Annotated in this window: 19 protein-coding genes; 14 read left to right on the top strand and 5 right to left on the bottom strand. The window is 70.9% G+C overall.

What is annotated here, in order from left to right; all coding sequences use genetic code 11:
• The first annotated feature begins 1 nt into the window (after position 1).
• Positions 2-2,905, top strand: a complete 2,904-nt coding sequence (locus tag ACZ67M_RS11300; RefSeq protein ID WP_469850640.1) for a vitamin B12-dependent ribonucleotide reductase — start codon at positions 2-4, stop codon at positions 2,903-2,905.
• A 72-nt stretch (positions 2,906-2,977) separates the two neighbouring features.
• Here the strand turns inward: ACZ67M_RS11300 and ACZ67M_RS11295 are convergent, their stop codons facing one another.
• A complete protein-coding gene (locus ACZ67M_RS11295) occupies positions 2,978-3,511 on the bottom strand; it encodes a TerD family protein (protein WP_469850638.1) in 534 nt (177 codons plus the stop codon).
• 157 nt (positions 3,512-3,668) lie between these two features.
• Here ACZ67M_RS11295 and ACZ67M_RS11290 point away from each other — a divergent pair, with 157 nt between their 5' ends.
• From ACZ67M_RS11290 to ACZ67M_RS11280, 3 genes are all read left to right on the top strand, one after another.
• The gene (locus ACZ67M_RS11290; protein ID WP_392012702.1) at positions 3,669-4,274 is read left to right on the top strand and encodes a YdbC family protein; all 606 of its coding nucleotides are present in this window, start codon (positions 3,669-3,671) and stop codon (positions 4,272-4,274) included.
• Between the two features lie 107 nt (positions 4,275-4,381).
• Entirely contained in the window at positions 4,382-5,041 is a 660-nt protein-coding gene (locus ACZ67M_RS11285) for a histidine phosphatase family protein (protein ID WP_125494885.1), read from the top strand.
• A 12-nt stretch (positions 5,042-5,053) separates the two neighbouring features.
• Positions 5,054-5,959: an ADP-ribosylglycohydrolase family protein gene (locus ACZ67M_RS11280; protein ID WP_469850635.1), complete on the top strand. Its 906-nt coding sequence runs from the start codon at positions 5,054-5,056 to the stop codon at positions 5,957-5,959.
• Between the two features lie 236 nt (positions 5,960-6,195).
• Here ACZ67M_RS11280 and ACZ67M_RS11275 read toward each other — a convergent pair whose 3' ends face one another.
• Positions 6,196-7,743, bottom strand: a complete 1,548-nt coding sequence (locus tag ACZ67M_RS11275; protein ID WP_469850634.1) for an MFS transporter — start codon at positions 7,741-7,743, stop codon at positions 6,196-6,198.
• A gap of 185 nt (positions 7,744-7,928) precedes the next feature.
• Here ACZ67M_RS11275 and ACZ67M_RS11270 point away from each other — a divergent pair, with 185 nt between their 5' ends.
• The 3 genes from ACZ67M_RS11270 to ACZ67M_RS11260 all read left to right on the top strand — a co-directional run bounded on the left by ACZ67M_RS11270 (position 7,929) and on the right by ACZ67M_RS11260 (position 10,063).
• Complete coding sequence (locus tag ACZ67M_RS11270; RefSeq protein ID WP_361365766.1) at positions 7,929-8,549, top strand: TetR/AcrR family transcriptional regulator; 621 nt, start codon at positions 7,929-7,931, stop codon at positions 8,547-8,549.
• 81 nt (positions 8,550-8,630) lie between these two features.
• Positions 8,631-9,332: a ribonuclease HII gene (locus ACZ67M_RS11265; RefSeq protein ID WP_355834168.1), complete on the top strand. Its 702-nt coding sequence runs from the start codon at positions 8,631-8,633 to the stop codon at positions 9,330-9,332.
• A gap of 68 nt (positions 9,333-9,400) precedes the next feature.
• The gene (locus tag ACZ67M_RS11260) at positions 9,401-10,063 is read left to right on the top strand and encodes a hypothetical protein (RefSeq protein WP_385798948.1); all 663 of its coding nucleotides are present in this window, start codon (positions 9,401-9,403) and stop codon (positions 10,061-10,063) included.
• A 201-nt stretch (positions 10,064-10,264) separates the two neighbouring features.
• Here the strand turns inward: ACZ67M_RS11260 and ACZ67M_RS11255 are convergent, their stop codons facing one another.
• Both ACZ67M_RS11255 and ACZ67M_RS11250 read right to left on the bottom strand, forming a co-directional pair.
• Entirely contained in the window at positions 10,265-10,879 is a 615-nt protein-coding gene (locus ACZ67M_RS11255; RefSeq protein ID WP_382809587.1) for a hypothetical protein, read from the bottom strand.
• A 249-nt stretch (positions 10,880-11,128) separates the two neighbouring features.
• Positions 11,129-13,294 carry a RecQ family ATP-dependent DNA helicase gene (locus ACZ67M_RS11250; protein WP_469850631.1) on the bottom strand — a complete coding sequence of 722 codons (2,166 nt, stop codon included), beginning with the start codon at positions 13,292-13,294 and terminating at the stop codon, positions 11,129-11,131.
• Positions 13,295-13,447: 153 nt separating this feature from the next.
• Here ACZ67M_RS11250 and ACZ67M_RS11245 point away from each other — a divergent pair, with 153 nt between their 5' ends.
• From ACZ67M_RS11245 to ACZ67M_RS11220, 6 genes are all read left to right on the top strand, one after another.
• Positions 13,448-14,968, top strand: a complete 1,521-nt coding sequence (locus ACZ67M_RS11245; RefSeq protein ID WP_469850630.1) for a DUF4192 domain-containing protein — start codon at positions 13,448-13,450, stop codon at positions 14,966-14,968.
• A gap of 162 nt (positions 14,969-15,130) precedes the next feature.
• Positions 15,131-15,889 (top strand): NUDIX hydrolase, encoded by a 759-nt coding sequence (locus ACZ67M_RS11240; RefSeq protein ID WP_161328819.1) that lies wholly within the window; start codon positions 15,131-15,133, stop codon positions 15,887-15,889.
• A 68-nt stretch (positions 15,890-15,957) separates the two neighbouring features.
• Positions 15,958-18,378: an ABC transporter ATP-binding protein gene (locus tag ACZ67M_RS11235; protein ID WP_469850628.1), complete on the top strand. Its 2,421-nt coding sequence runs from the start codon at positions 15,958-15,960 to the stop codon at positions 18,376-18,378.
• A 161-nt stretch (positions 18,379-18,539) separates the two neighbouring features.
• Positions 18,540-19,427, top strand: coding sequence for a sporulation transcriptional regulator WhiH (gene whiH / locus ACZ67M_RS11230; RefSeq protein ID WP_361365746.1), 888 nt, complete (start codon positions 18,540-18,542; stop codon positions 19,425-19,427).
• A 429-nt stretch (positions 19,428-19,856) separates the two neighbouring features.
• Positions 19,857-21,395, top strand: a complete 1,539-nt coding sequence (locus tag ACZ67M_RS11225; protein WP_385798940.1) for an RNA polymerase sigma factor — start codon at positions 19,857-19,859, stop codon at positions 21,393-21,395.
• Between the two features lie 133 nt (positions 21,396-21,528).
• Positions 21,529-22,407: a S1 family peptidase gene (locus ACZ67M_RS11220; protein WP_392101296.1), complete on the top strand. Its 879-nt coding sequence runs from the start codon at positions 21,529-21,531 to the stop codon at positions 22,405-22,407.
• Between the two features lie 102 nt (positions 22,408-22,509).
• On the opposite strand, the gene ACZ67M_RS11215 is transcribed toward ACZ67M_RS11220, so the two are convergent.
• Positions 22,510-22,740 carry a DUF7455 domain-containing protein gene (locus ACZ67M_RS11215; protein ID WP_122618489.1) on the bottom strand — a complete coding sequence of 77 codons (231 nt, stop codon included), beginning with the start codon at positions 22,738-22,740 and terminating at the stop codon, positions 22,510-22,512.
• Between the two features lie 440 nt (positions 22,741-23,180).
• Here ACZ67M_RS11215 and ACZ67M_RS11210 point away from each other — a divergent pair, with 440 nt between their 5' ends.
• Complete coding sequence (locus ACZ67M_RS11210) at positions 23,181-25,304, top strand: DNA gyrase/topoisomerase IV subunit B (RefSeq protein WP_361365737.1); 2,124 nt, start codon at positions 23,181-23,183, stop codon at positions 25,302-25,304.
• The last annotated feature ends 190 nt before the right edge of the window (positions 25,305-25,494 follow it).

Raw genomic sequence — 25,494 nt, 5'->3', positions numbered from 1 at the left:
CATGACAGAGACGGCGAGCGGTCCGGCACGGAGTACCCGCGCCAAGGGCACCAAGGCGGGCAAGGGACTCCGCGTCGAGCGCGTCCACACCACTCCCGGAGTCCACCCCTACGACGAGGTGGCCTGGGAGCGTCGTGACGTCGTCATGACCAACTGGCGCGACGGCTCGGTCAACTTCGAGCAGCGTGGCGTCGAGTTCCCCGAGTTCTGGTCGGTGAACGCGGTCAACATCGTCACCAGCAAGTACTTCCGGGGTGCCGTGGGCACCCCGCAGCGCGAGGTGAGCCTGAGGCAGCTCATCGACCGCATCGTGAAGACGTACCGGAAGGCCGGCGAGGACAACAAGTACTTCGCCTCGCCCGCCGACGCCGAGATCTTCGAGCACGAGCTGGCCTACGCCCTCCTGCACCAGATCTTCAGCTTCAACAGCCCCGTCTGGTTCAACGTGGGCACGCCCCAGCCGCAGCAGGTCTCCGCCTGCTTCATCCTGTCCGTCGACGACTCCATGGAGTCGATCCTCGACTGGTACAAGGAAGAGGGCATGATCTTCAAGGGCGGCTCGGGCGCCGGCCTGAACCTCTCCCGGATCCGCTCCTCCAAGGAGCTGCTCTCCTCCGGCGGCAACGCCTCCGGGCCGGTCTCCTTCATGCGCGGCGCCGACGCCTCCGCCGGCACCATCAAGTCCGGCGGTGCCACCCGCCGCGCCGCGAAGATGGTCATCCTCGACGTCGACCACCCCGACATCGAGGACTTCATCCAGACCAAGGTGAAGGAAGAGGAGAAGATCCGCGCCCTGCGCGACGCGGGCTTCGACATGGACCTGGGCGGCGACGACATCACGTCCGTCCAGTACCAGAACGCCAACAACTCGGTCCGCGTGAACGACACGTTCATGAAGGCCGTGCAGGACGGCGGCAAGTTCGGCCTGACGTCCCGCATGACCGGCGAGGTCATCGAGGAGGTCGACGCCAAGGCGCTCTTCCGCAAGATGGCCGAGGCCGCCTGGGCGTGTGCCGACCCCGGCATCCAGTACGACGACACCATCAACGCCTGGCACACCTGCCCGGAGTCCGGCCGCATCAACGGCTCGAACCCGTGCAGCGAGTACATGCACCTGGACAACACGTCCTGCAACCTCGCCTCGCTGAACCTGATGAAGTTCCTGAAGGACGACGGCAAGGGCAACCAGTCCTTCGACGCCGAGCGCTTCGCCAAGGTCGTCGAGCTGGTCATCACGGCGATGGACATCTCCATCTGCTTCGCGGACTTCCCGACCCAGAAGATCGGCGAGAACACCCGCGCCTTCCGCCAGCTCGGCATCGGCTACGCCAACCTCGGCGCCCTGCTGATGGCGACCGGCCACGCGTACGACTCCGACGGCGGCCGCGCCCTGGCCGGCGCCATCACCTCCCTGATGACCGGCACGTCGTACCGGCGCTCCGCCGAGCTGGCCGCGGTCGTCGGCCCGTACGACGGCTACGCCCGCAACGCCGCGCCGCACCTGCGGGTCATGAAGCAGCACTCCGACGAGAACGCCAAGGCCGTCCGCACGGACGACCTGGACACGCCGGTCTGGGCCGCCGCCACCGAGGCCTGGCAGGACGTGCTGCGCCTCGGCGAGAAGAACGGTTTCCGTAACTCCCAGGCGTCCGTCATCGCCCCGACCGGTACCATCGGCCTGGCGATGTCCTGCGACACCACCGGCCTGGAGCCCGACCTCGCGCTGGTCAAGTTCAAGAAGCTGGTCGGCGGCGGCTCGATGCAGATCGTCAACGGCACCGTGCCGCAGGCCCTGCGTCGCCTGGGCTACCAGGAGGAGCAGATCGAGGCGATCGTCGCCCACATCGCCGACAACGGCAACGTGATCGACGCCCCCGGTCTCGCCCACGAGCACTACGAGGTGTTCGACTGCGCGATGGGCGAGCGCTCCATCTCCGCGATGGGCCACGTCCGCATGATGGCCGCCATCCAGCCGTGGATCTCCGGCGCGCTCTCCAAGACGGTGAACCTGCCGGAGTCGGCGACCGTCGAGGACGTCGAGGAGGTCTACTTCGAGGCCTGGAAGATGGGCGTCAAGGCGCTCGCCATCTACCGCGACAACTGCAAGGTCGGTCAGCCCCTCTCCGCCAAGACCAAGGAGAAGGAGAAGACCGAGGCCGACGCCGTCACCGAGACGACCGAGGCGGCCATCCGCGCGACCGTCGAGAAGGTCATCGAGTACCGCCCGGTCCGCAAGCGTCTGCCGAAGGGTCGTCCCGGCATCACCACCTCCTTCACGGTCGGCGGCGCCGAGGGCTACATGACGGCCAACTCCTACCCGGACGACGGCCTGGGCGAGGTCTTCCTGAAGATGTCCAAGCAGGGCTCGACCCTCGCGGGCATGATGGACGCCTTCTCCATCGCGGTCTCGGTCGGCCTCCAGTACGGAGTGCCGCTGGAGACGTACGTCTCGAAGTTCACCAACATGCGCTTCGAGCCGGCCGGCATGACCGACGACCCGGACGTGCGGATGGCGCAGTCGATCGTCGACTACATCTTCCGCCGCCTGGCGCTGGACTTCCTGCCCTTCGAGACGCGCTCCGCCCTTGGCATCCACTCCGCCGAGGAGCGTCAGCGCCACCTGGAGACGGGTTCGTACGAGCCCTCGGACGACGAGGTCGACGTCGAGGGCCTGGCGCAGTCCGCGCCGCGCGCCCAGGAGCTGAAGGCCGTCGCCACGCCGAAGACCGAGGTCGAGGCGGTCAAGCCCGTCCCGCAGCAGGCGCACACCAGCGCCGAGCTGGTGGAGATGCAGCTGGGCATCCAGGCGGACGCCCCGCTCTGCTTCTCCTGCGGTACGAAGATGCAGCGGGCCGGTTCCTGCTACATCTGCGAGGGCTGCGGCTCGACCAGCGGTTGCAGCTGATCACTGAAGCCTGATCACGGTTGAGTAAGGGGCGTCCGCCACGGCGGACGCCCCTTACTCGCGTCTGTGGGGTCAGGAACGGCGCGCCGCACCCATGGTGCGGGTGAACGTCGCCGGATCCTCCTCGAAGCCGTGCACCCCGTCCCGGAACTCCCACGCCCCGGTCTCGTCCCGGACGAACTCCGCGACCGTCGCCGCGGTGGCGCCGAGGACGCCGGTGAAGTCGTCCGTGGCCAGGTCCGTGTAGCCCTCGCGGATGCGCAGACCAGGGTTGGTCACGTCGGCGAAGGTCCGGTCCTCGGCGCGCTGCTGTATGGCGACGCCCACCACCACGCGCGCGTACCGGGCGTCGAGCCGCTCCAGTTCGATCGTCATGACCTCGTCGAAGCCGAAGCCCTTGCCGTCCTTGCTGTCCCGGTTGAGATAGATGGTGCCGTCGGGGGAGCGGCTGTCGAAGTGCACGATGTACGAGGGCTCGCCGTACGGATCGTCCGCCGCGTACGTCCCGGCGACGAGGTCCAGGTCGGCGGGTGGCTCTCCCGCCGGACTCGGATCCCACCGCAGCGCGATCTCGACCTTGCCGGTCCCCTTGCTGAGGCCGTTCACAGACTTCCCCTTCCCAGGTCCCCCGCCCTGCCCGGCGACCTGAACTGCCGGACGTTGACGGCCGGTTGTCCATCCTGCCACGCACAGCGACGCAGATGGGGCGAGCGGTCCGCCGGAGCGTGACCGGTGCCACGTTCTCTGGCCTTACCATGGCGCGGTGCTGGTCAAGTGGATTCGCTGCACCGTGGTGGACCGCCGCGGTTTCGAGCGGGGGCAGCGGAAGTGGGCGGGGCTTCCGGGGGAGCCGGGATTTCGGGGACAGGGGGGTGGCTTCAGCCGACGGCATCCGGACGTGGCGCACGTCTTCGCGTTCTGGGAGAGCCGTGCCTTCTACGACTCCTTCATGGCCCGTTCCCACGACCGGCTGGCCTCCGCCCAGGTGGGCACCTTCAAGGACGCCCGCGTCAGGCTCTTCGACTACCGCTTCGACGTGAAGACGGGCTTCGAACCGCGCTTCACCGACGCCGACCTGCTGCGGGTGGCGCTCTGCCGGGTCCACGAGGAGCGGGCCGAGCACTACGTCCTCATGCAGGAGAAGGTCTGGAACCCCGCGATGGCCGGCTCGCCCGGCATGATCCGCGGCCTGTTCGGCGAGGCCCCGGGCCACGAGTACCTCGTGCTGTCCATGTGGCGGTCGGCGGCCGAGCACGGCAAGTACCGCACCGAGCGCGTCGAACGTCTCGCCCTGCGCGCTCAGACGGAGGCCGACATCGCGGCGCTGACCGGGGACGTCGTCCAGATGGAACCCACCTGGACGATCTGAGATCCGGACCCGCCGTCCCGCCGCCGGCGTGTGGAAACTGTGTGACGTACGCCGTACGGCGCCCGTACGAGTGCTTGGTTCCGGCCGACTCGATCTAGGGTGCTGGCATGGCACGACCACGGCGCATCGTTCTTGTCCGGCACGGCGAATCGACCGGAAACGTCGATGACACCGTGTACGAGCGCGAACCCGACCACGCGCTGGCCCTCACCGACCGGGGCCGGGTGCAGGCGGAGGAGACCGGCAAGGAGCTGCGCGACGTCTTCGGCCGCGAGCGGGTCAGCGTGTACGTCTCCCCGTACCGCCGGACCCACGAGACGCTCCGCGCCTTCCACCTGGACCCCGGGCTGATACGGATACGGGAGGAGCCCCGGCTGCGCGAGCAGGACTGGGGCAACTGGCAGGACCGCGACGACGTACGCCTGCAGAAGGCCTACCGCGACGCCTACGGCCACTTCTTCTACCGCTTCGCCCAGGGGGAGTCCGGCGCCGACGTGTACGACCGGGTCGGCGGCTTCCTGGAGAGCCTCTTCCGCAGCTTCGAGGACCCCGACCATCCGCCGAACGTGCTGCTGGTGACCCACGGACTGGCCATGAGGCTGTTCTGCATGCGGTGGTTCCACTGGACGGTCGCGGAGTTCGAGTCCCTGTCGAACCCCGGGAACGCCGAGATGCGGATGCTCGTTCTCGGTGAGGACGGCAAGTACACCCTTGACCGGCCCTTCGAACGCTGGCGAGATCCGGAACCGTACGGGATCACCGGATAGAGTGGCAGGGCGATGACCGCTCATTCATCTCCTGACGGGCGCCTGGACCGGGCCCTGTCCAGCCTGCGCGGACTGTCGGTGGGCGACGCGCTGGGCTCCCAGTTCTTCGTGCCCGCGAACTATCCGCTGCTGAAGCGCCGCGAGCTGCCGCCCGGCGTCTGGCAGTGGACGGACGACACGGAGATGGCCTGCTCCGTGGTCTCCGTCCTCGCCACCCACCAGCGCGTCGACCAGGACGCACTGGCCCTCTCCTTCGCCCGGCACCACGACTTCGACCGCGGGTACGGCCCCGCGGTCAACCGACTGCTGCGGCTGGTCCGCGAGGGCGGCGACTGGCGCGAGCTGGCCGCCGCCCTGTTCAACGGCCAGGGCTCGTGGGGCAACGGCGCCGCGATGCGCATCGCCCCGCTGGGCGCCTGGTACGCGGACGACCCGGAACAGGCGACCCACCAGGCCGAGATCTCCGCCTACCCCACGCATCAGCACCGCGAGGCTGTGGTCGGCGCCATGGCGGTCGCCGCGGCCGCCGCACTCGCCGCGGACCCGGCCGGACCGCCCAAGGCGCACGCGCTCCTCGACGGGGTGATCGCCCTGGTGCCGAAGAGCGCGGTGGGCGCCGGACTCCGGCGCGCCCGGGACATGCTGGACTACGGCGACGCGGCCACGGTCGCGGCGGTCCTCGGCTGCGGCAGGCGTACGACCGCGCACGACACGGTGCCCTTCGCCCTCTGGTCCGCCGCCCGCGCCCTCGGCGACTACGAGACGGCCTTCTGGACGACCGCCCAGGTCGGCGGGGACGTGGACACGACCTGCGCGATCGTGGGCGGAGTGATCGCGGCCGGCGAGGCGGGCGCGCCCCCGGCCGAGTGGGCGGGACGGGTCGAGGCGCTGCCCGAGTGGATGGCGGCGCGGCCCTAGTCGACTCGTCACGCACGGAGGGAACTCTCCGTGTGTGAGGGGAACTCTCCGTGACGGCTCGCGCGTTGTCCGGACATCCGCTGTGCGCGGTCCGGACCCCGGACGGGGCCGGGAGAGTCACGAGGGGGTGGGACATGGACGTGCTCGCGCTGCCGACCGCCGGACGCCGACGGCGGGGCGGGCGCCGGGAGGCGGTCCTGCCGCCGCCCGATGCCCGCCCCCGCGCGACCACGCGGTCAGCCGACCCCCGGGCCCGCCGAGCCGGACAGGGCCTCCAGGTCGCTCTTGCGGACCCGGATCACCAGCCATGCCGTGGCCAGGGCGAGTACGGCCATCGCCGCGGCCGGGATGAAGGCCGCCGAGATGCCCTGTGCCAGGATGTCGTGCCCCCACGGCGCCGGCAGCTGCTGCGTCTGGGCGAACTCGGCCTTCTGCTCCGGCGAACCGTTGGCGAGGAAGTCCGGCACCTGCTTCTCCGCCTCGTCCCTGCTCGCCGTGCCGAAGACCGTGGTCAGGATGGCCAGGCCGATCGATCCGCCCACCTGCTGCATGGCGTTGAGCAGACCGGAGGCCGCGCCCGCCTCGTGCTGGGCGACCCCGGAGACCGCGGTCAGCGTCAGCGTCACGAAGTTCAGGCCCATGCCGAAGCCGAAGATCAGCATCGGCCCCAGCACGCCGCCGACATAGGAGCTGTCGGAGCTGATGAGGGCCTGCCAGCCGAGTCCCACCGCGGCGAGCGCCGAGCCCACGATCATGAACGGCTTGGGCCCGAGGACCGGCAGGAAGCGCTGCGAGATCCCCGCGCCGAGCGCGATCACCACCGTGACCGGCAGGAAGGCCAGACCCGCCTCGATGGGGGTGTAGCCCAGCACGTTCTGGACGAACAGCACGATGTAGAAGAACATGCCGAACATCGCAGCGGCCAGACTGAGCATGATCACGTACGTGCCCGAGCGGTTGCGGTCGGCGAACATCCGCAGCGGGGTGATCGGCTCCTTGGCCCGCGACTCGATGAACGCGAAGGACAGCAGCAGCACCACGGCCGCCACGAAGGAACCGATGGTCAGGCTGTCCCGCCAGCCGTCGTCCGCCGCGCGGATGAAGCCGTAGACGAGGGAGGCCATACCCGCCGTCGAGGTCACCGCCCCGGCGATGTCGAAGCGGCCGGAGTGCCGCTCGGACTCGCTGATGTACATCGGGGTGAGCACCGCGATCAGCACGCCGATCGGCACGTTGACGAAGAGCACCCAGCGCCAGTCCAGCCACTCGGTGAGCATGCCGCCGGCCAGCAGACCGATGGCGCCACCACCCGCGGACACGGCCGCGAAGACGCCGAAGGCCCGGTTGCGTTCCGGGCCCTCGGGGAAGGTGGTGGTTATGAGGGCGAGCGACGTGGGCGAGGCGATCGCGCCTCCCACACCTTGCAGGACGCGCGCCGCCAGCAGCTGCCAGGGTTCCTGGGCGAAGCCGCCGAGCAGCGAGGCGAAGGTGAACAGCAGGATGCCGGTCATGAAGACCCGGCGCCTGCCGAGGATGTCACCGGCTCGGCCACCGAGCAGGAGCAGGCCGCCGAAGGTGAGCGTGTAGGCGCTGACGACCCAGGTGAGGTCGGTTGTGCTGAACTTGAGCGCGTCTTGAATGTGCGGGAGTGCGATGTTCACAATCGTCGCGTCGAGTACCACCATGAGCTGGCAGGCCGCGATGACGGTGAGCGCGATGCCGGGATGCCCCTCCCGGCGGGCCGCTCCCGGCTTCTGGTCTCGGATCAGAGATGAGGTTGTCACTGTGTGTCCCCCACGAATCACTTAGTGAACGCCCGCGTTCACTGTTGCGCCAACGTTAGTGAACCCCAGACAGTGAACGCAACCGTTCACTTGTGTCGTCGTCGTGTGTCCCGTCCCCCTTGTGGCCGCGCGGCGCTTCCCCCGCCCCCGAAACCCGCTGCACCCGCTTACTGGAGACCCCCGACATGGTTGCTTCGAACTGGGCGGCCGCCTCCGCCCAGACGTCCTCGCGTCGGCGTGGAGCCGTCCTCGAACGCGCGATCCTCGACGCCGCGCTGGAGCAACTCGGCACCGTCGGCTGGAACGGCCTCACGATGGAGGGCGTCGCCGCCGGCGCCCAGACCGGCAAGGCGGCGGTCTACCGGCGCTGGCCGTCCAAGGAGGACCTCGTCGCCGACGCGCTGCGGTCCGGGCTGCCGCGCTTCGACACGGTGCCCGACCTCGGGAGTGTGCGCGAGGACCTGCTGGCGCTGTGCCGCAGGGCGCGCGACGCGATGTACTCCCGGCCGGGGTTCGCCCTTCGCTCGGTCATTCACGAATGCGACAGCGTGCAGGCCGAGCGCTTCCACACGGTGATCTTCAAGGGCGTGGTCGAGCCGACGCTCGAGATGCTCCGCGAGGTCATCAACCGTGGAATAGAGCGGGGAGAGGTCAGGCGCGACGCGGCCAACGGATACGTCTTCGACGCCATCCCGGCGATGATGATGTACCGCTCCAAGATTTGTGCAAGTGAATGGCCGGACCTGGAGCTGGAGGAAATGATCGACCAGTTGATGGTCCCGCTGCTGCGGCCCGACAGTGCCTGATCCTCGCCGTGGAGGGCCCCGGGCCCGTTTGGGGAACCGGGGTGTCGCCGCGGGTTCCCAGCGGCGTACGCTAGGTGCGCCATGCCGTACGAACCACCCACTCACACCGTCGAGCGCTCCCTTCGCGCCACGACCGGAGCGAAGGTCATTGCCGGTGTCGACGAGGTGGGGCGCGGTGCGTGGGCCGGTCCCGTGACCGTCTGCGCCGCGATCACCGGACTGCGCCGGCCCCCGGCCGGCCTCACCGACTCCAAGCTGCTCACCATCAAGCGACGCACCGAACTCGCCGTCGAGTTGCGGACCTGGGTCACCTCCTACGCCCTGGGGCACGCCTCTCCCGAGGAGATCGACGCCATGGGGATGACCGCCGCGCTGCGACTGGCGGCGGTACGCGCCCTGGAGACCCTGCCGGTCCGCCCCGACGCCGTCATCCTCGACGGCAAGCACGACTATCTCGGGGCGCCTTGGCGGGTCCGTACGGTGATCAAGGGTGACCAGTCCTGTGTGGCCGTCGCCGCGGCTTCGGTCCTGGCCAAGGTCCAGCGCGACAAAATGATGGCCGAACTGGGCATCGACCATGCAGACTTCGCCTTCGCGGACAACGCCGGGTATCCGTCACCCGTGCACCGGGCCGCACTGGAGGAGCGGGGGCCCACCCCGTACCACCGGTTGTCGTGGGCGTATCTTGATGCGCTGCCCCAGTGGCGGCACCTCAAGAAGGTCCGCAGTTGGGTGGAGGGAAGCGTTCCGGAAATCGAGGGTCAGCTCGGATTCGATTTCTGACGGTCCCGCTCGCAGGCATGTGCCACCCGCCGACGCGAGCCGCACCAACGTTTGATAAATATCAGCTCATGCCTCTCATTCCCGAGGAGCCTCAGATTCACGAGAAGGCCCAGGGTCCCCGCGCCACTCCGGCCAGCGGCCGCACCGCGTCGACCCCTCGCCCCGTACCCGGCCCCCGTCCCGCGGCCCCGCCGCGCCCCGGTCGTCCCGGCCCGGTGCGGCCGACCGCGCCGGCGCAACGCGCGCCACGCGACACGACCACCACCAAGCCCGGACCCCCGGGTCCGGCAGCCCCGGCCGCCGCCCAAGCCGCTCCGGTGGCGAACGCGGCCACCGTCGCGGCTCCGCAGATCCAGCTGATCCCGGCCACCCCCGACGGCGCGCTCGACGCCGCCGAAGAGGCCGTGGACCTGCTGCTGGACTCGGGCCGTACCCCCGGTGACGTGCTGGTGCTCACCACCGGCGAACCGCACCCGTGGGCCGCCCACGAACTGTCCTTCGGCGACGCCGCCTACTGGGCGCAGCACGACGCGGGCGACGACGTCTTCTACGCGGACGCCGCCGTCGCGGAGCGTGCGGCCACGCGGGCCGTGGTCGTGGTCGCGGTCAACGGCGGCCCCGAAGCGGCTGCCGCCCGCGCCCTCGGCGTGGCCCACACCCGGGCCGGTGCCCTGCTGATCGTCTGCGGGGACCCGCAGCGGATCAACTCGGTGCTGGGCGCGGGCGTCTGAGCCGTCTCCGCCGCGTGCGGCGGACGTGGGTCAGGGGTACTGGCACGGCGGTCGCTGCGGCGTGCGCCTGTGCTTCCGGCCCTGGGTCGACCAGGGTTGTCTCGGTGTGGACCGCCGTGGTGTGCCTGCTCGGCGCACCGCGGTGGTGTCACCGCGGTGGGGCCGCGCCCCCGCCGGAGCACCGTGGTGTGTCCGTCGCGCTCAGCGAGCCGCCGCGCGGCGCAGTACCTCCGAGGCGACACCGCCGGTGCGGGGTGGCGGGGGAGGCGTCTCCGACGTGGCGAAGGGCTCCGGCGCCGACGCGGCGTTGGGCCGGCGCCCGCCGCGGCCCTCGCCGAGGACCTGCCACCCGTCCCGGGTCAGCGTGATGTACGCGCCGCAGCGCAGCCCGTGCAGTGTGCAGGCGTCCCGCAGCCCCCACATCCACGCGCCGTCCTCCTCCGTCCAACGCGCGTCGCCGTCACGGCAGTAGAGCAGCACGGCGGTGCGCACCGGTGTGCGGCGCCGCAGATCGTGCGGGATGACCCGGCGCAACTGCGAGAGCAGCGCGTTGCGGAACATCCAGCCGTCCGCCGGTGCCCGGCGACTGGTGAACGAGGCGCTGGCGCGCAGCCGTTCGTCCGGATCGAGTACGGCCACGATCGCGGTCGCCGGCCTGGGACGGTGCCGCGAGTGGAGGCCGCTGACGACCTCCCGCGGATTGCGCAGCAGCGGGATTCCGGCGGCGGCCCACTCCGCCGGTTCGAGCAGGCGAGTGGCGGAAGCGGCGGACGAGGAAAACGAGGCGGCGGAGGACGGAGCGAATCCGAAGGTCACGTTCCTCCCTTCGGCTACGCGCCCACACTGCGGGCAGGGGTCGGATTCGGGGAGCGCGCACCGCAGTGAAGCCCTGCCGGATCACGGCCGGGCCGTGCGGGGAGCGGACTTCAATTCTTCCTGTCGAACTTGGATGCGGCAACGAGCAATTGGGACCGACGACCGTTATCTGCTGATGCGCGTTCTATATCCCTACCCGGAGTGCCGCGGGGTGACGCCTGGGACGCGGCAGGCGTGCGGCGCGCGCGATCACCCCTGCACCGCCAGGACGAGCGGCAGCACCCCTTGGGCGCCGGCGCGGCGGAGCAGCCGGGCGGCCACCGCGAGGGTCCAGCCGGTCTCGGTGCAGTCGTCCACGAGGAGAACCGGGCCGTCCAGCCCGCTGAGGGTCGTGGCGAGGGCGGGCGGCACCGTCAGCGCACCGTCCAGCGCCTTGAGCCGCTGCGCGCTGTTGCTGCGGGAGCCGCCGTGCGCCTCACCCGTGTACTCGACCGAACCGAGCAGCGGCAGCCTGCCGATCTCGGCGATGCGGGTACCGAGGGAGTGGATCAGCTGAGGCCGCGTGCGTGAGGAGACGGTCACCACGCCGCCGGGCCGTGGCTGGGCGTCGTCCGCGCCCGAGGCCCAGCCGCCTGGCCCCTTCGCCCAGTCGGCCAGCACCGTCACGACGGCCTGGGCGACATCGTCCGGCACCGGACCGTCCGGCGCCTGGGCCGCAAGCATCGGCCGCAGCCGGTTGCCCCAGCCGATGTCGGACAGCCGGCCCAGCGCCCTGCCCGGCGCCGCCTGCTCCGCCGCCGGAATCCTGCCCTTGAGATCGACGCCGATCGCCGGAAGCCCCGTCGGCCACATACGGCGCGGCTCCACCTCGACACCGGCCCGCCCCAGGTCGACCCGCGCGGCGTCGAGGGAGTCGGAGGAGGTGTCGGCGGTGAAACGCGGCCCCGCGCAGTTGTCGCACTGGCCGCAGGGCTTCGCGCCCTCGTCGTCCAACTGCCTTTGCAGGAACTCCATCCGGCACTCGGTCGTCGCGGCGTAGTCGCGCATCGACTGCTGCTCGGCCTTGCGCTGGCGTGCGACCCAGTCGTAGCGGTCCGCGTCGTACGTCCAGGGCTGTCCGGTCGCGATCCAGCCCCCCTTGACCCGCTTGACCGCCCCGTCCACGTCGAGGACCTTCAGCATGGTCTCCAGGCGGGAACGGCGCAGCTCCACCAGCGGCTCCAACGCGGGCAGCGACAGCGGACGCTCCGCGTGCGCGAGGACGTCGAGCGTGCGGCGCACCAGGTCCTCCGACGGGAAGGCCAGCGAGGCGAAGTACTGCCAGATCGCCTCGTCCTCCTTCCCCGGCAGCAGGAGCACCTCGGCGTGCTCGACACCGCGCCCCGCGCGGCCGACCTGCTGGTAGTACGCGATGGGGGAGGACGGCGAACCCAGGTGCACCACGAAACCCAGGTCGGGCTTGTCGAAGCCCATGCCGAGCGCAGAGGTGGCCACCAGCGCCTTGACCCGGTTGGCGAGCAGGTCGTCCTCGGCCTGTTGCCGGTCCGCGTTCTCGGTCTTGCCGGTGTAGGAGGCGACGGTGTGGCCGCGCTGCCGCAGGAAGGCCGTGACCTCCTCGGCGGCGGCCACGGTGAGCGTGTAGATGATGCCGGAGCCCGGGAGCCGGTCGAGGTGGTCGGCGAGCCAGGCCATCCGGTGCGCGGCGTCGGACAGTCGCAGCACCCCCAGACTCAGGCTCTCCCGGTCCAGCGGGCCGCGCAGCACCAGGGCGTCGGACGTGCCCCCCGTGCCGAGCTGCTCCGCCACGTCGGCGGTCACCCGCGCGTTGGCCGTGGCCGTGGTCGCCAGGACGGGGACACCGGGCGGGAGGTCGGTGAGCATGGTGCGCAGCCGCCGGTAGTCGGGGCGGAAGTCGTGGCCCCAGTCGGAGATGCAGTGGGCCTCGTCCACCACGAGCAGTCCGGTCGCGGCGGAGAGCTTGGGCAGTACCTGGTCGCGGAAGTCCGGGTTGTTGAGCCGCTCGGGACTCACCAGCAGCACGTCGACCTCGCCCGCCGCGATCTCGTCCTGGACCGTGTCCCACTCCTCGGTGTTGGAGGAGTTGATGGTCCGGGCGCGGATGCCGGCCCGGGCCGCGGCCTCGACCTGGTTGCGCATCAGCGCGAGCAGTGGGGAGACGATCACCGTGGGCCCGGCGCCCCGGTCACGGAGCAGAGCGGTCGCCACGAAGTACACCGCGGACTTGCCCCACCCCGTGCGCTGGACCACCAGGGCCCGGCGTCGCTCGGCGACCAGCGCCTCGATCGCCCGCCACTGGTCCTCCCGCAGCCGGGCGCCGCCGGAGGCGTCCCCGACGAGACGGGCGAGGACCGCGTCGGCCGCTGTCCGCAGATCCGCGTTGTTCGTGTGCTCCATGCGTTCCATACAACAGGACGGGACCGACAAGCGGGCGAGCTGTGGACGGGAGGACGGCGCCGAGGCCGGCTCGGCGTCCGAGGATGACGTGTCCCTGATTGAAGTTATCCACAGGGCAAAGCGGAAGGTCTCGATCCGCGAGATCGTCGGGCCATGACGAACCACAGCGAAACGACCGGCCCCTCCGACAGCGGTGACATCCCGCGCCCCGAGCAGCCGAGCCGAAAGGCCCCGACCTCGTACGCGGGCCCCGGTGACGAGCACCAGGTCACTCTGCGCACGCCCGCCGAACTGGCCGACGCCCTGCCCTATCTCCTCGGCTACCGCCCGGAGGACAGCATCGTCCTGGCCGCCCTGCGTGACAGGGAGGGACGCGGACGCTTCGGCGGACGGGCGCGGCTCGGCATCCCCGCGAGTCCGGACGACTGGGCGTGCGCGGCCGGACAGTTGGTCCACGGCCTGATCACCGGCAGCGAACGCCGCGGCGTCCGCCCCGAGCAGATGGTCGCCTACCTCTGCCAGGAGCCGGCGCCGGGCGAGACCGGCCGAGACGTGATGGAGCGGCTGCGACCACTCGCCCAGCGGCTGCGCGTCGAGTGCGGCACGCTCGACGTGCCCGTGGTCGAGGCGCTGTGCATCTCGGCCGGGCGCTTCTGGTCGTACTGCTGCGACGACGAGGCATGCTGCCCGGCCGAGGGCCTGCCCATGGGGCTGCCGGGGACCTCGGTACTGGCCGCGGCGGCCACCTACGCCGGTATTCAGGTGCGCGGCTCGCTGAGCGACCTGCGCGCCAGGCTGCTGCCGGGGGAGACCGCGGTGGCGGACGAGCAGACCGCCGCCCTGGACTCCGCCGCCACCACCCTGGTCGCGCGGATCCTCGACCCCGACGGCCGCTCCGAGGTGGCCCGGGAGACGCTGGAGACGGCGGAGCGGGTCATGCGACGACTCGCCGGCGCCCCGCCGGTGTCCGGAATGCCGGCCGAGGATCTGCGCGACGACCACCTGCTCGGGCACGGCGAGGCGGCGGCCCTGATCCTCGGCCTCCAGGACCGCACCACCCGCGACCGCGCGGCCGGGTGGATGGAGGGCGACGAGGCAGCACCCGCGCTACGCCTCTGGCGGGCCCTCGCCCGTCGCTGCGTCGGACCGTACGGGGAACACGCGGCCGCGCCGCTCACCCTCGCGGGCTGGGTCGCCTGGTCCACCGGTGACGAACTGGAGGCACGCGAGGCGCTGGCCATGGCACTCGGCGCCGATTCCGACTACCTCTTCGCCCGGCTCCTGCACCAGGCGTGCAACGAGGGCCTGGACCCCGAGTCGATCCGCCGCTGCCTGCGCGCGGAACGCGAGGGGGGTGGCGGCGCGGAACGCGAGGGCGGTGGCGGCGCGGAAGTCCCCAGCCCCGACGAGGGCGAGCGGACGAGCACGACCGGGTCCCGCGGGCCGGGTGAGCCTTCCCCCGCTCCGCGGCCGCCGTCCGGCCGTCGGCGCCGCGCGCGTTCCCTCACCTCGGCCGACGGCACCCGGCGCCGTGCGAAGCCGCAGAACCGCGAACCGAGGCCGGAGAACGGGCGCCCCGGCAGCCCGTCGAGGGCTGAACGCTCTGGAGCCGGACGGACCGGACGGACGTGTGCGCGTACCCCAGGGACACCGGCCGAAGGAGGCGGCGAGTGATGACGGAGCGGAGGTCGCAAGTCGAGTCCGACCTGGCATGACGGAGCCCCGCCCGGGGATCGGGAGGAGATGGTGAGGTGCCCGTCGGACTGATGTGGATCAGCGTGCGAAGCGGTCCGGGAAGGGAGTGTTTATCGTCAGGCAGACGACTATGATCGCCGCATGCCCTACGACCCGTCAGCCTTTCCGCCCTTCGCCGTCACTGTGGACCTGGTCGTGCTGACCGTGCGCCGTCACTCCCTGTGCGCGCTGGCGGTGCGCAGGGGGGAGCCGCCGTTCCAGGGCCGCTGGGCCCTCCCCGGAGGCTTCGTACGGGAGGACGAGGATCTGGCGCAGGCGGCGGCGCGCGAGCTGGCCGAGGAGACGGGGCTGTGCGTCCACGACCCTGCCGCGCCCACCCAGGACAACGGTGCCCACCTGGAGCAGCTCGCCACGTACGGCGACCCCGAGCGCGACCCCCGGATGCGCGTGGTCAGTGTCGCCCACCTCGCGCTCGCCCCGGACCTGCCCGCACCGCGCGCGGGTGGTGACGCCAGCAACGCACGCTGGGCGCCGGTCGAGGAACTGCTGGAACAGAGCGGCTACGGCCGCGCGGGCGAACCTCTGGCGCCGCTCGCCTTCGACCACGCCCAGATCCTGGCGGACGGCGTGGAGCGGGCCCGCTCCAAGATCGAGTACTCCTCGCTGGCGACCGCGTTCTGCCCGCCCGAGTTCACCGTGGGCGAGCTGCGCCGTGTCTACGAGGCGGTGTGGAGCGTGGCCCTCGACCCGCGCAACTTCCACCGCAAGGTGACGGGCACGCCCGGATTCCTCGTCCCCACCGGCGGCACGACCACCCGCCAGGGCGGCCGCCCCGCCCAACTCTTCCGGGCGGGCGGCGCCACGCTCCTCAACCCCCCGATGCTGCGTCCCGAAGTCTGAGGGTTCCTCGCCCCCGATAGGCCCTGCGGTGCCCGAAAAACCGGAATTGGCACGCTATCTTGCTGCGGGTGATCCAGGCCTTCGGACTGACCAGCAACCCCCGCAAGGAGCTTCCGCCCGCCGTCGACGACGTCTCCTTCGAAGTGCGCGCGGGCCGCGTCACCGCCCTGCTCGGAGCGCCGGGCGCCGGCAAGACGACAGCACTCAGACTGATGCTCGAACTGCAACACGGTCGCGGGCTCACCTACTTCAGAGGCCGCCCCCTGCACCGCATCGCCCACCCCTCGCGCGAGGTCGGCGTACTGCTCGGAGACGTTCCAGGCCATCCGGCCCGCACCGTCCGCGGGCACCTCCGCATGCTGTGCGCGGCGGCGGGCGTCCCGGTCCAGCGGGCGGACGAAGTCATGGAGTCGGTCGGACTCGTGAGCCTGCGCGACGAACGCCTCGGCACCCTGTCCCGGGGCATGGACCGCCGCCTCGGACTGGCCTGCGCGCTGGTCCCCGACCCGCACACCCTGGTGTTCGACGACCCGGCGGGCGCGCTTTCCGTGCGCGAGGCCCGCTGGCTGCACGGCGCCCTGCGCGCGCACGCAGTCCAGGGCGGCACCGTCCTGTTCAGCACCGCGGACCCCAAGGAGGCCGCGCGTACCGCCGACCACGTCGTCACGCTGGAACAGGGCAGAGTGGTCGCCGACCAGGAGGCGGCGGACTTCTCCCGCACCCGGCTGCGCCCACGCGTCGCGGTCCGCAGCCCGCACGCCGCGCGCCTCGGCGCCCTGCTGGCCCAAGAGGCCCGCTCGGCACGCCGTTCGGTCGAGGTCGTGCGCGAGGGCGGCAACCGGCTCGCGGTGTACGGCAGCACATGCGCGGACATCGGCGAGACCGCCTTCCGGCACGGGATCCTCGTACATCAACTCGCTGACGAGGTGGGCGACATGGGCCCGGGCGCAGGTGCCGGGGCCGGTACCGGAACTGGTGACGGTTGTGGAGCCGGCGACAGCAGCGATGTCTGTGCGGATGCCGGTGCCGGCGCGGTCGTACCCCCGGCGCGTCACCGGGCGGCGGACGGCGAACGGGCACCGGCCCCGCGCAGGCCGACCGTCACCCGGCCTTCACCCACGGGCCCACCGCGCCCGACCGCCGCCACCCTTCCACCGGCGCCCGAGCCGTCGGCGGTCGATTCTGCGGCGGTCGGTTCCTCGGCGACGGATCCCGCGGCGACCGGACCCTTGGAGGCCGAGCTGCCGGGGACTGATCCCGCGGCGACCGATCGACCTGCGACCGAACCACATGCGCCAGATACAGCGGCGACCGAACCGCAAGCGTCAGTGTCACCGGCGACCGAACCGCAAGCGTCAGAGTCACCGGCGGTCGACCCGCCACTGACCGCGCTGCCGCCGACGGATGCCTCGTCGGCCTCGGCCACCGCCTCCGGCTCTCCCCGCGCCGACGCCCCACAGCCGCCCCCGGACGACCACCCCACCGTCACCAGTGGCGACCAGGCATCCTCCACCAGCGACGACCGGACGCCCCCCGCAGGGGGCTGGCGCCCCGAAGCCGCCGAGTCCACCGCCGTCGAAGCTCCCGCGGCCTCCGCGGCTCCCACGACCCCCGCGATCCCCGGCCCCACCGACCGACCCCGGCACACCCGGCGCACGAACGCCGCCCTCACCCCCGGCGCGGCCTCCGTCCTTCCGCCGCCCATCTCCGTGCGCTCCGCCCCCAGTCCGCTCCGTCCGCTCCGCTACGAGATCCGGCGCGCGGTCGGCATCAGCACCGGGTTCGTCGTCGGCGCCGTGGTCCTCGTCGTGTCCGCCGTCATGGCCGTCGTCCTCGCGCGGGTCGGCCACACCCCCCAGGCGCGGCTCCTGGCGGCGTGGCCGCGGGAACTGCCCCTGCCGCCCGCGGCGCTCGGTGCGGGGCTGCTCGGGGCGCTCGCCTTCGGTGACGAGTTCCGCCACCCCGCCCTGGCGGCGGACCGCGGCACCGTGCCGCGCAGGCTGGGGCTGCTGACCGCGAAACTGCTCGTGTCCGCCGGCGTCGCACTCGTGCTGGCCGCCCTGACGGCCGGCTGCAACGCCGAGGTGCTTCATCTGTTCTACGGGCGAGAACTCGCGCGAATTCCCGCAGACTGGTCCGTGCTGGGGGCCGGTTGGGCCGGGCTCGTCGTCGGGTGCGCCTGGGCGGGGGTGCTCGCCGCGGGTCTCTTCCGTTCCGCCACCGCCGGACTCGCCGCGGTGGTCGCCGTTCCGGTCGTCGTCGTGCCGCTCGTACAGAAGGTCTGGGAGGGTCCGGACGTACGGACCGCGGCCGGACTTCCGTTGCGCGTGCGCGAGGTCCTCCTGACGCAATGGCCGTTCGGGGGCGAGCGCTACGTGGCAGAGGTGCTGCGTGTCGTCGTTCAACCGGTCGGCGGGGCAATGACGTTGTCGCTGACCGCTCTGCTCTGCGCCTTCCTGCTCACGACCCTGCGCAGCAGGGTCCGGTGAGGGTCGTCGCGCTCTTCCGGTCCGACCCTGCGCGCAAGTCCCCGGGGAAAGCCCATTTCTTTCCGATAAGGCGTCAATTGCGACGGGGTGAGCGATCACCCTTTCGTGTGCTTTTCACCAAAGACCTCAAGGGAGTTGGGAACGGCGCCGACAAAGGATGCGTGAGTACCCTTGCGCACACCATGATGACCGCCGCCCGCTCCGCCGACTCCGGCCTCGCGAACCCGGGCGAACTCGACCGCTACCCCTACGCGGAGACGCCCGCCGTCGACCGCGTCGGGACGCCCTCCTGGGAAGGAGTGGAACCCGAGCTGGGGCGCGTGGGCCGGCGCACCGCGGGCAACCGGGGCCGCGGACTGCACGGGCAACTCGTCCAGCAGCTTGGCCAGATGATCGTTTCGGGTGACCTCGGTGCCGACCGCCCGCTGGTGCCCGAGGAGATCGGCCAGCGTTTCGAGGTGTCCCGCACCGTGGTCCGGGAGTCCCTCCGGGTGCTGGAGGCCAAGGGCCTGGTCAGTGCGCGCCCGAACGTGGGGACGCGCGTGCGCCCCGTGAGCGACTGGAACCTCCTCGACCCCGACATCATCGAATGGCGCGCCTTCGGGCCGCAGCGCGACGACCAGCGCCGCGAGCTGAGCGAGCTGCGCTGGACGATCGAGCCGCTCGCCGCGCGCCTGGCCGCCGGGCACGGGCGCGAGGACGTTCAGCAGCGTCTGTCGGACATGGTCGGGATCATGGGCCACGCCATGGGACAGGGTGACGCGCTGACCTTCTCGCGCGCCGACGCCGAGTTCCACACGCTGCTCATCCAGGTCGCCGGGAACCGCATGCTGGACCACCTCTCGGGCATCGTCTCCGCCGCCCTCCACGTCTCCGGCGGTCCGGTCACGGGCTGTGACCGGCCGAACGACGTCTCCCTGGCCCAGCACGGCAGGATCGTCGACGCCCTCGCCGCGGGCGACGGCGCGGCGGCCGAGACCGCCATGCGCCAGCTTCTGACCGTCCACCCCGAGGTGGAACGCGTGGTGCCCGCCCCCCGCGAGCACTGACCGCGTCCCGCCGGAACGGCGCGGTCCGGGCACGCCAAACCCCTCCTGTGGCAGTGACCGGACGAGCGCCGCCACCGTCGGACCCCGTGGAGTCCTCCGGGACGCCACGGGGTCCGACCGTGTGATGAGAGGCTGAGCCTCCTCGCTCGGTCGAATCGTGTGAGTTGATGGCCTTATTTATCCGTGTATGACCGATTTTGATTGCTTACGGGGTGTGACTCGGGCCACGCGGATTGGGCGTAACGCTCCTGGGAACAACACGATGACCTAAGAGGTGACAGCCGAGGAGGGAATACGGGCGCCGTTCACGGCGCTGTGCATCTCCCCCGGCGCCGCCCGTACCGTCGGCCCATCCCCAAGCCGGTGGTCGGCTCCAGTCCGCCGTGGACGGGGCCGGAAGCCGTTTTCCAACGTTCCGAGAGGTTGTTCGTGTCGGCCAGCACATCCCGTACGCTCCCGCCGGAGATCGCCGAGTCCGTCTCTGTCATGGCGCTCATTGAGCGGGGAAAGGCTGAGGGGCAGATCGCCGGCGACGACGTGCGTCGGGCCTTCGAAGCTGACCAGATTCCGGCCACTCAGTGGAAGAACGTACTGCGCAGCCTCAACCAGATCCTCGAGGAAGAGGGTGTGACGCTGATGGTCAGTGCCGCAGAGCCCAAGCGCACCCGAAAGAGCGTCGCAGCGAAGAGCCCCGCCAAGCGCACCGCCACGAAGGCGGTCGCGGCGAAGGCGGTGCCCGGCAGGAAGGCCGCCGCTCCCGCCACCCCGACGGCGCCCGCCCCCGAGCCCGGCGTCGACGAAGAGGCGGAGGCGCCCGCCAAGAAGGCGGCGGCCAAGAAGACCACCGCCAAGAAGGCGGCGGTCAAGAAGACGACCGCCAAGAAGACCGCGGCCAAGAAGGCGACCGCCAAGAAGGAAGACGGCGAGCTTCCCGAGGACGAGGCGATCGAGGAGCCGAAGGCCGCGACGGAGGAGCCCGAGGGCACCGAGAACGCGGGCTTCGTGCTGTCCGACGACGACGAGGACGACGCCCCGGCCCAGCAGGTCGCCGCGGCCGGTGCCACCGCCGACCCGGTCAAGGACTACCTGAAGCAGATCGGCAAGGTCCCCCTGCTCAACGCCGAGCAGGAGGTCGAGCTCGCCAAGCGCATCGAGGCCGGCCTGTTCGCCGAGGACAAGCTCGCCAACTCCGACAAGCTCGCGCCCAAGCTCAAGCGCGAGCTGGAGATCATCGCCGAGGACGGGCGCCGCGCCAAGAACCACCTCCTGGAGGCCAACCTCCGCCTGGTGGTCTCCCTGGCCAAGCGCTACACCGGCCGCGGCATGCTCTTCCTGGACCTCATCCAGGAGGGCAACCTCGGTCTGATCCGCGCGGTGGAGAAGTTCGACTACACCAAGGGCTACAAGTTCTCCACGTACGCCACCTGGTGGATCCGCCAGGCGATCACCCGCGCGATGGCCGACCAGGCCCGCACCATCCGTATCCCGGTGCACATGGTCGAGGTCATCAACAAGCTGGCCCGTGTGCAGCGCCAGATGCTCCAGGACCTGGGCCGCGAGCCCACCCCGGAGGAGCTGGCGAAGGAACTCGACATGACCCCGGAGAAGGTCATCGAGGTCCAGAAGTACGGCCGCGAGCCCATCTCGCTGCACACCCCGCTGGGCGAGGACGGCGACAGCGAGTTCGGTGACCTCATCGAGGACTCCGAGGCGGTCGTCCCGGCCGACGCGGTCAGCTTCACCCTCCTGCAGGAGCAGCTGCACTCCGTTCTCGACACCCTGTCCGAGCGCGAGGCGGGCGTCGTCTCCATGCGCTTCGGTCTCACCGACGGTCAGCCGAAGACCCTCGACGAGATCGGCAAGGTGTACGGCGTCACGCGCGAGCGCATCCGCCAGATCGAGTCCAAGACCATGTCGAAGCTGCGTCACCCGTCGCGCTCCCAGGTGCTGCGCGACTACCTCGACTAGGACTCGTCGTACGAGCGACAAGGCCCGGTTCCGGCACAGCGGAACCGGGCCTTCGCGTTGATCAGCGGGTGCGTGTCCGGGCGTACTGGATCACTCTGGGTGTCCCACGACCACCTAGGAGTGAGGAGCCTGCATGCGTCGCCTCTTTGCCCGGGCACTGGCCCGGCCGCTGGTCCTGGCGGCCGCGGCGACCGCGATACCGCTGGGATCAGCCGCCCCCGCGTCCGCCGACAGCATCGTCGTCGGGGGCTTTCCGGTCGAAGCCTCCGACAGCCCGTGGACCGTCGCCCTGTCCAGCCGTGACCGGTTCGGAGGTGCGCGGGCGGGACAGTTCTGCGGGGGAGTGGCCGTCGGCCCGACCACCGTGCTCACGGCCGCCCACTGCCTGGGGGAGGAAGTGCTCGGCTCGCCGCCGGAGGAGGTGGACGACCTGAAGGTCATCGCCGGCCGGACGGACCTGCAGTCGGACAAGGGCCAGGAGATCCGGGTCCGCGCCGTCTGGGTCAACCCGGGGCACGACGACGCCAGCAACGCCGGCGACTTCGCGGTACTCACCCTCTCCGAAGCCGTGCCCGCGGGCTCGGTCATAGGGATGGCGGCCGAGGGCGACCCGGCCTACGCGCCGGACACGGGAGCGCTCGTGTACGGCTGGGGGGACGCCTCGGGGGCCGGGGACTACGCGAACGGCCTGCGGGCGGCACGCGTGCGCGTACTCCCCGACGCGAGCTGTCAGCGGGCGTACCCGGGGAGCGACGAGGGGCGCTACCTCGCGAGCGGCATGCTCTGCGCGGGCGAGGACGCCGGCGGGCGGGACGCCTGCCAGGGGGACAGCGGGGGGCCGCTGGTCGGCCAGGGCAGGCTCATCGGCCTGGTGTCCTGGGGGAGCGGCTGCGGGCGCCCGGGCAGCCCCGGGGTGTACACGCGCGTCTCCTCGATGCTGCGGACGCTCGGCTGGGACAAGCCCACCGTGACCGCCGCCGAGCGACGGCGCGAGGCGCCTGACGGCCGCTGAGGGCCCTTGGAGCACGAGCACGGGCGGCCGCCTCCGGATTCCGGAGGCGGCCGCCCGTTCATCGGCCTAGCGCCGATTCGGCTCGTCGTCGGGCGCGTAGTGTCAGCGCTCTTCCTCGGGGGAAGAAGCCGGAACGGCCGTGAGCCGCTCCGTCTCGTCCTGTATCTCAGCGGCGATCTTCTTGAGTTCCGGCTCGAACTTGCGCCCGTGGTGGGCGCAGAAGAGCAGTTCTCCGCCGCTCAGCAGGACGACGCGCAGGTATGCCTGGGCGCCGCAGCGGTCGCAGCGATCGGCGGCCGTCAGCGGGCTTGCGGAAGTCAGAACAGTAGTCACGTCGCCTCTTCTCTAGCTCGACGAGCTGTCGTACCAGGGTCAACATCCAACCAGCCCCAAAACGTTCCCGCTCGTGGCTTTTCCTCGAAAAAACTTTCCGAGGGGCCGGCTGTTGCCGATTGGCGGCGAATGTGCCGTATTGCGTGTCTCTGTGTCGTACGGGTTCGCGCGGTCGGTCAGTGTCGGTCCGGCCGGCTGGGTTGCCGGTTTGTTCATGAGGACGTGCCCGGAGCCTAAATGGTTCATGCCTCGAAGGGAACGTGATGTGTACTTCACCCCATCGAGGGATCGAACAGGCATACGACTCTGGACTAGGGTGAGACAGCGACGAGGGTGGCGTTGCAACGGCTCTACCAGGGCTCGGTACCCTCTGACCGGTGAACCGAGCCGCGCCCTTACCCAGCGGGGCCTCATCTGAAATTCAGCGAGGAGCGAACCGCGTGACCGCCGAGACATCCGTGCCGTCCACTGCGCTGCTGGCAGGAGCAGACCGGGACGGATCCAACTACACCGCGCGGCACCTGCTCGTCCTCGAGGGGCTCGAGGCCGTACGCAAGCGTCCGGGCATGTACATCGGATCCACCGACAGCCGCGGCCTGATGCACTGCCTGTGGGAGATCATCGACAACTCCGTCGACGAGGCCCTGGGCGACTACTGCGACCACATCGAAGTGATCCTCCACGACGACGGTTCGGTGGAGGTCCGGGACAACGGCCGGGGCATCCCCGTCGACGTCGAGCCCAAGACCGGCCTCTCCGGCGTCGAGGTCGTCATGACCAAGCTGCACGCCGGCGGCAAGTTCGGCGGCGGCTCGTACGCCGCCTCCGGCGGCCTGCACGGCGTCGGTGCCTCCGTGGTGAACGCCCTGTCCGCCCGCCTGGACATCGAGGTGGACCGCGACGGGCACACCCACGCCATCAGCTTCCGGCGCGGCGTCCCCGGCGCCTTCGCGGGGGCGGGCGCGGACGCCAGGTTCGAGGCCAAGAACGGGCTGCGCAAGGCCAAGAAGATCCCCAAGAGCCGCAGCGGCACGCGCGTGCGCTACTGGGCCGACCGCCAGATCTTCCTCAAGGACGCCAAGCTCTCCCTGGACACGCTGCACCAGCGGGCCCGGCAGACCGCCTTCCTGGTGCCCGGACTGACCATCGTGGTCCGCGACGAGCTCGGCCTCGGTGACGGCGGCAGCAAGGGCGAGGAGTCGTTCCGCTTCGACGGCGGCATCAGCGAGTTCTGCGAGTTCCTGGCCAGCGACCGGCCCGTCTGCGACGTCCTCCGCTTCAGCGGTCAGGGCAGCTTCAAGGAGACGGTCCCGGTGCTCGACGAGCACGGCCAGATGACGCCCACGGAGGTCACCCGTGACCTCGGCGTCGACGTCGCCATGCGCTGGGGCACCGGCTACGACACCACGCTCCGGTCCTTCGTCAACATCATCGCCACCCCGAAGGGCGGCACCCACGTCGCCGGCTTCGAGCAGGCCGTGACGAGGACGATGAACGAGGTGCTGCGGACCAAGAAGATGCTGCGCGTCGCCGAGGACGACGTCGTCAAGGACGACGCCCTGGAAGGGCTCACGGCGGTCGTCACGGTCCGGCTCGCGGAGCCGCAGTTCGAGGGCCAGACCAAGGAGGTCCTCGGCACCTCGGCGGCCCGCCGCATCGTGAACAACGTCATCACCAAGGAACTCAAGGCGTTCCTGACCTCCACCAAGCGGGACGCCGCGCAGCAGGCCCGCGTGGTGATGGAGAAGGCCGTCGCCGCGGCGCGGACCCGGATCGCCGCCCGCCAGCACAAGGACGCACAGCGCCGTAAGACGGCCCTGGAGTCCTCCTCGCTGCCGGCGAAGCTCGCGGACTGCCGCAGCGACGACGTCGACCGCAGCGAGCTGTTCATCGTCGAGGGAGACTCCGCGCTGGGTACGGCGAAGCTCGCCCGGAACTCGGAGTTCCAGGCGCTGCTGCCGATCCGCGGCAAGATCCTCAACGTACAGAAGTCGTCCGTGACGGACATGCTCAAGAACGCCGAGTGCGGTGCGATCATCCAGGTCATAGGAGCTGGGTCCGGCCGCACCTTCGACATCGACGCGGCTCGCTACGGCAAGATCATCATGATGACCGACGCCGATGTCGACGGCTCCCACATCCGCACCCTGCTGCTCACCCTGTTCCACCGCTACATGCGGCCCATGGTGGAGGCCGGCCGGGTCTTCGCAGCCGTGCCGCCGCTGCACCGCATCGAGCTGGTCCAGCCGAAGAAGGGCCAGGACAAGTACGTCTACACGTACTCGGACCGCGAGCTGCGGGACAGGCTCATGGAGTTCCAGAGCAAGAACATCCGGTACAAGGACTCCATCCAGCGGTACAAGGGTCTGGGCGAGATGGACGCCGACCAGCTCGCGGAGACGACCATGGACCCCCGGCGCCGCACACTGCGCCGGATCAACCTGACCGACCTGGAATCCGCCGAGCAGGTCTTCGACCTGCTGATGGGCAATGACGTCGCGCCGCGCAAGGAGTTCATCTCCAACTCGGCGGCGACGCTGGACCGGTCGCGCATCGACGCGTGACCACGCTCAGCCGCTGAAGCCGGGCCCGGGACTCGCGTCCGGGCCCGGTACTGGTTTCTCCACCCGTGGGTGGAGTTCCCGGCCGTGCCGGGCTCCACCCATGATCCACCCGGGCTCCGATCCCGTGGCCTCGCCGTTTCCGTAACGTCGAAGGCGTCGGCGGGATCCGCCGCCGGCGCATCCTTCTCCC

It is taken from the genome of Streptomyces sp. NPDC107500 (assembly GCF_055582785.1).
Note: the sequence above shows the minus strand (reverse complement) of the source record. Positions and strands in the feature narration are given on the sequence as shown.

Excerpts from the sequence above, each read along its gene's own strand:
- ACZ67M_RS11300 (WP_469850640.1), top strand. The coding sequence starts at position 2 with ATGACAGAGACGGCGAGCGGTCCGGCACGGAGTACCCGCGCCAAGGGC.
- ACZ67M_RS11285 (WP_125494885.1), top strand. The coding sequence starts at position 4,382 with ATGGCACGACCACGGCGCATCGTTCTTGTCCGGCACGGCGAATCGACC.
- ACZ67M_RS11280 (WP_469850635.1), top strand. The coding sequence starts at position 5,054 with ATGACCGCTCATTCATCTCCTGACGGGCGCCTGGACCGGGCCCTGTCC.
- ACZ67M_RS11270 (WP_361365766.1), top strand. The coding sequence starts at position 7,929 with ATGGTTGCTTCGAACTGGGCGGCCGCCTCCGCCCAGACGTCCTCGCGT.
- ACZ67M_RS11265 (WP_355834168.1), top strand. The coding sequence starts at position 8,631 with ATGCCGTACGAACCACCCACTCACACCGTCGAGCGCTCCCTTCGCGCC.
- ACZ67M_RS11260 (WP_385798948.1), top strand. The coding sequence starts at position 9,401 with ATGCCTCTCATTCCCGAGGAGCCTCAGATTCACGAGAAGGCCCAGGGT.
- ACZ67M_RS11250 (WP_469850631.1), bottom strand. The coding sequence starts at position 13,294 with ATGGAGCACACGAACAACGCGGATCTGCGGACAGCGGCCGACGCGGTC.
- ACZ67M_RS11245 (WP_469850630.1), top strand. The coding sequence starts at position 13,448 with ATGACGAACCACAGCGAAACGACCGGCCCCTCCGACAGCGGTGACATC.
- ACZ67M_RS11240 (WP_161328819.1), top strand. The coding sequence starts at position 15,131 with ATGCCCTACGACCCGTCAGCCTTTCCGCCCTTCGCCGTCACTGTGGAC.
- ACZ67M_RS11220 (WP_392101296.1), top strand. The coding sequence starts at position 21,529 with ATGCGTCGCCTCTTTGCCCGGGCACTGGCCCGGCCGCTGGTCCTGGCG.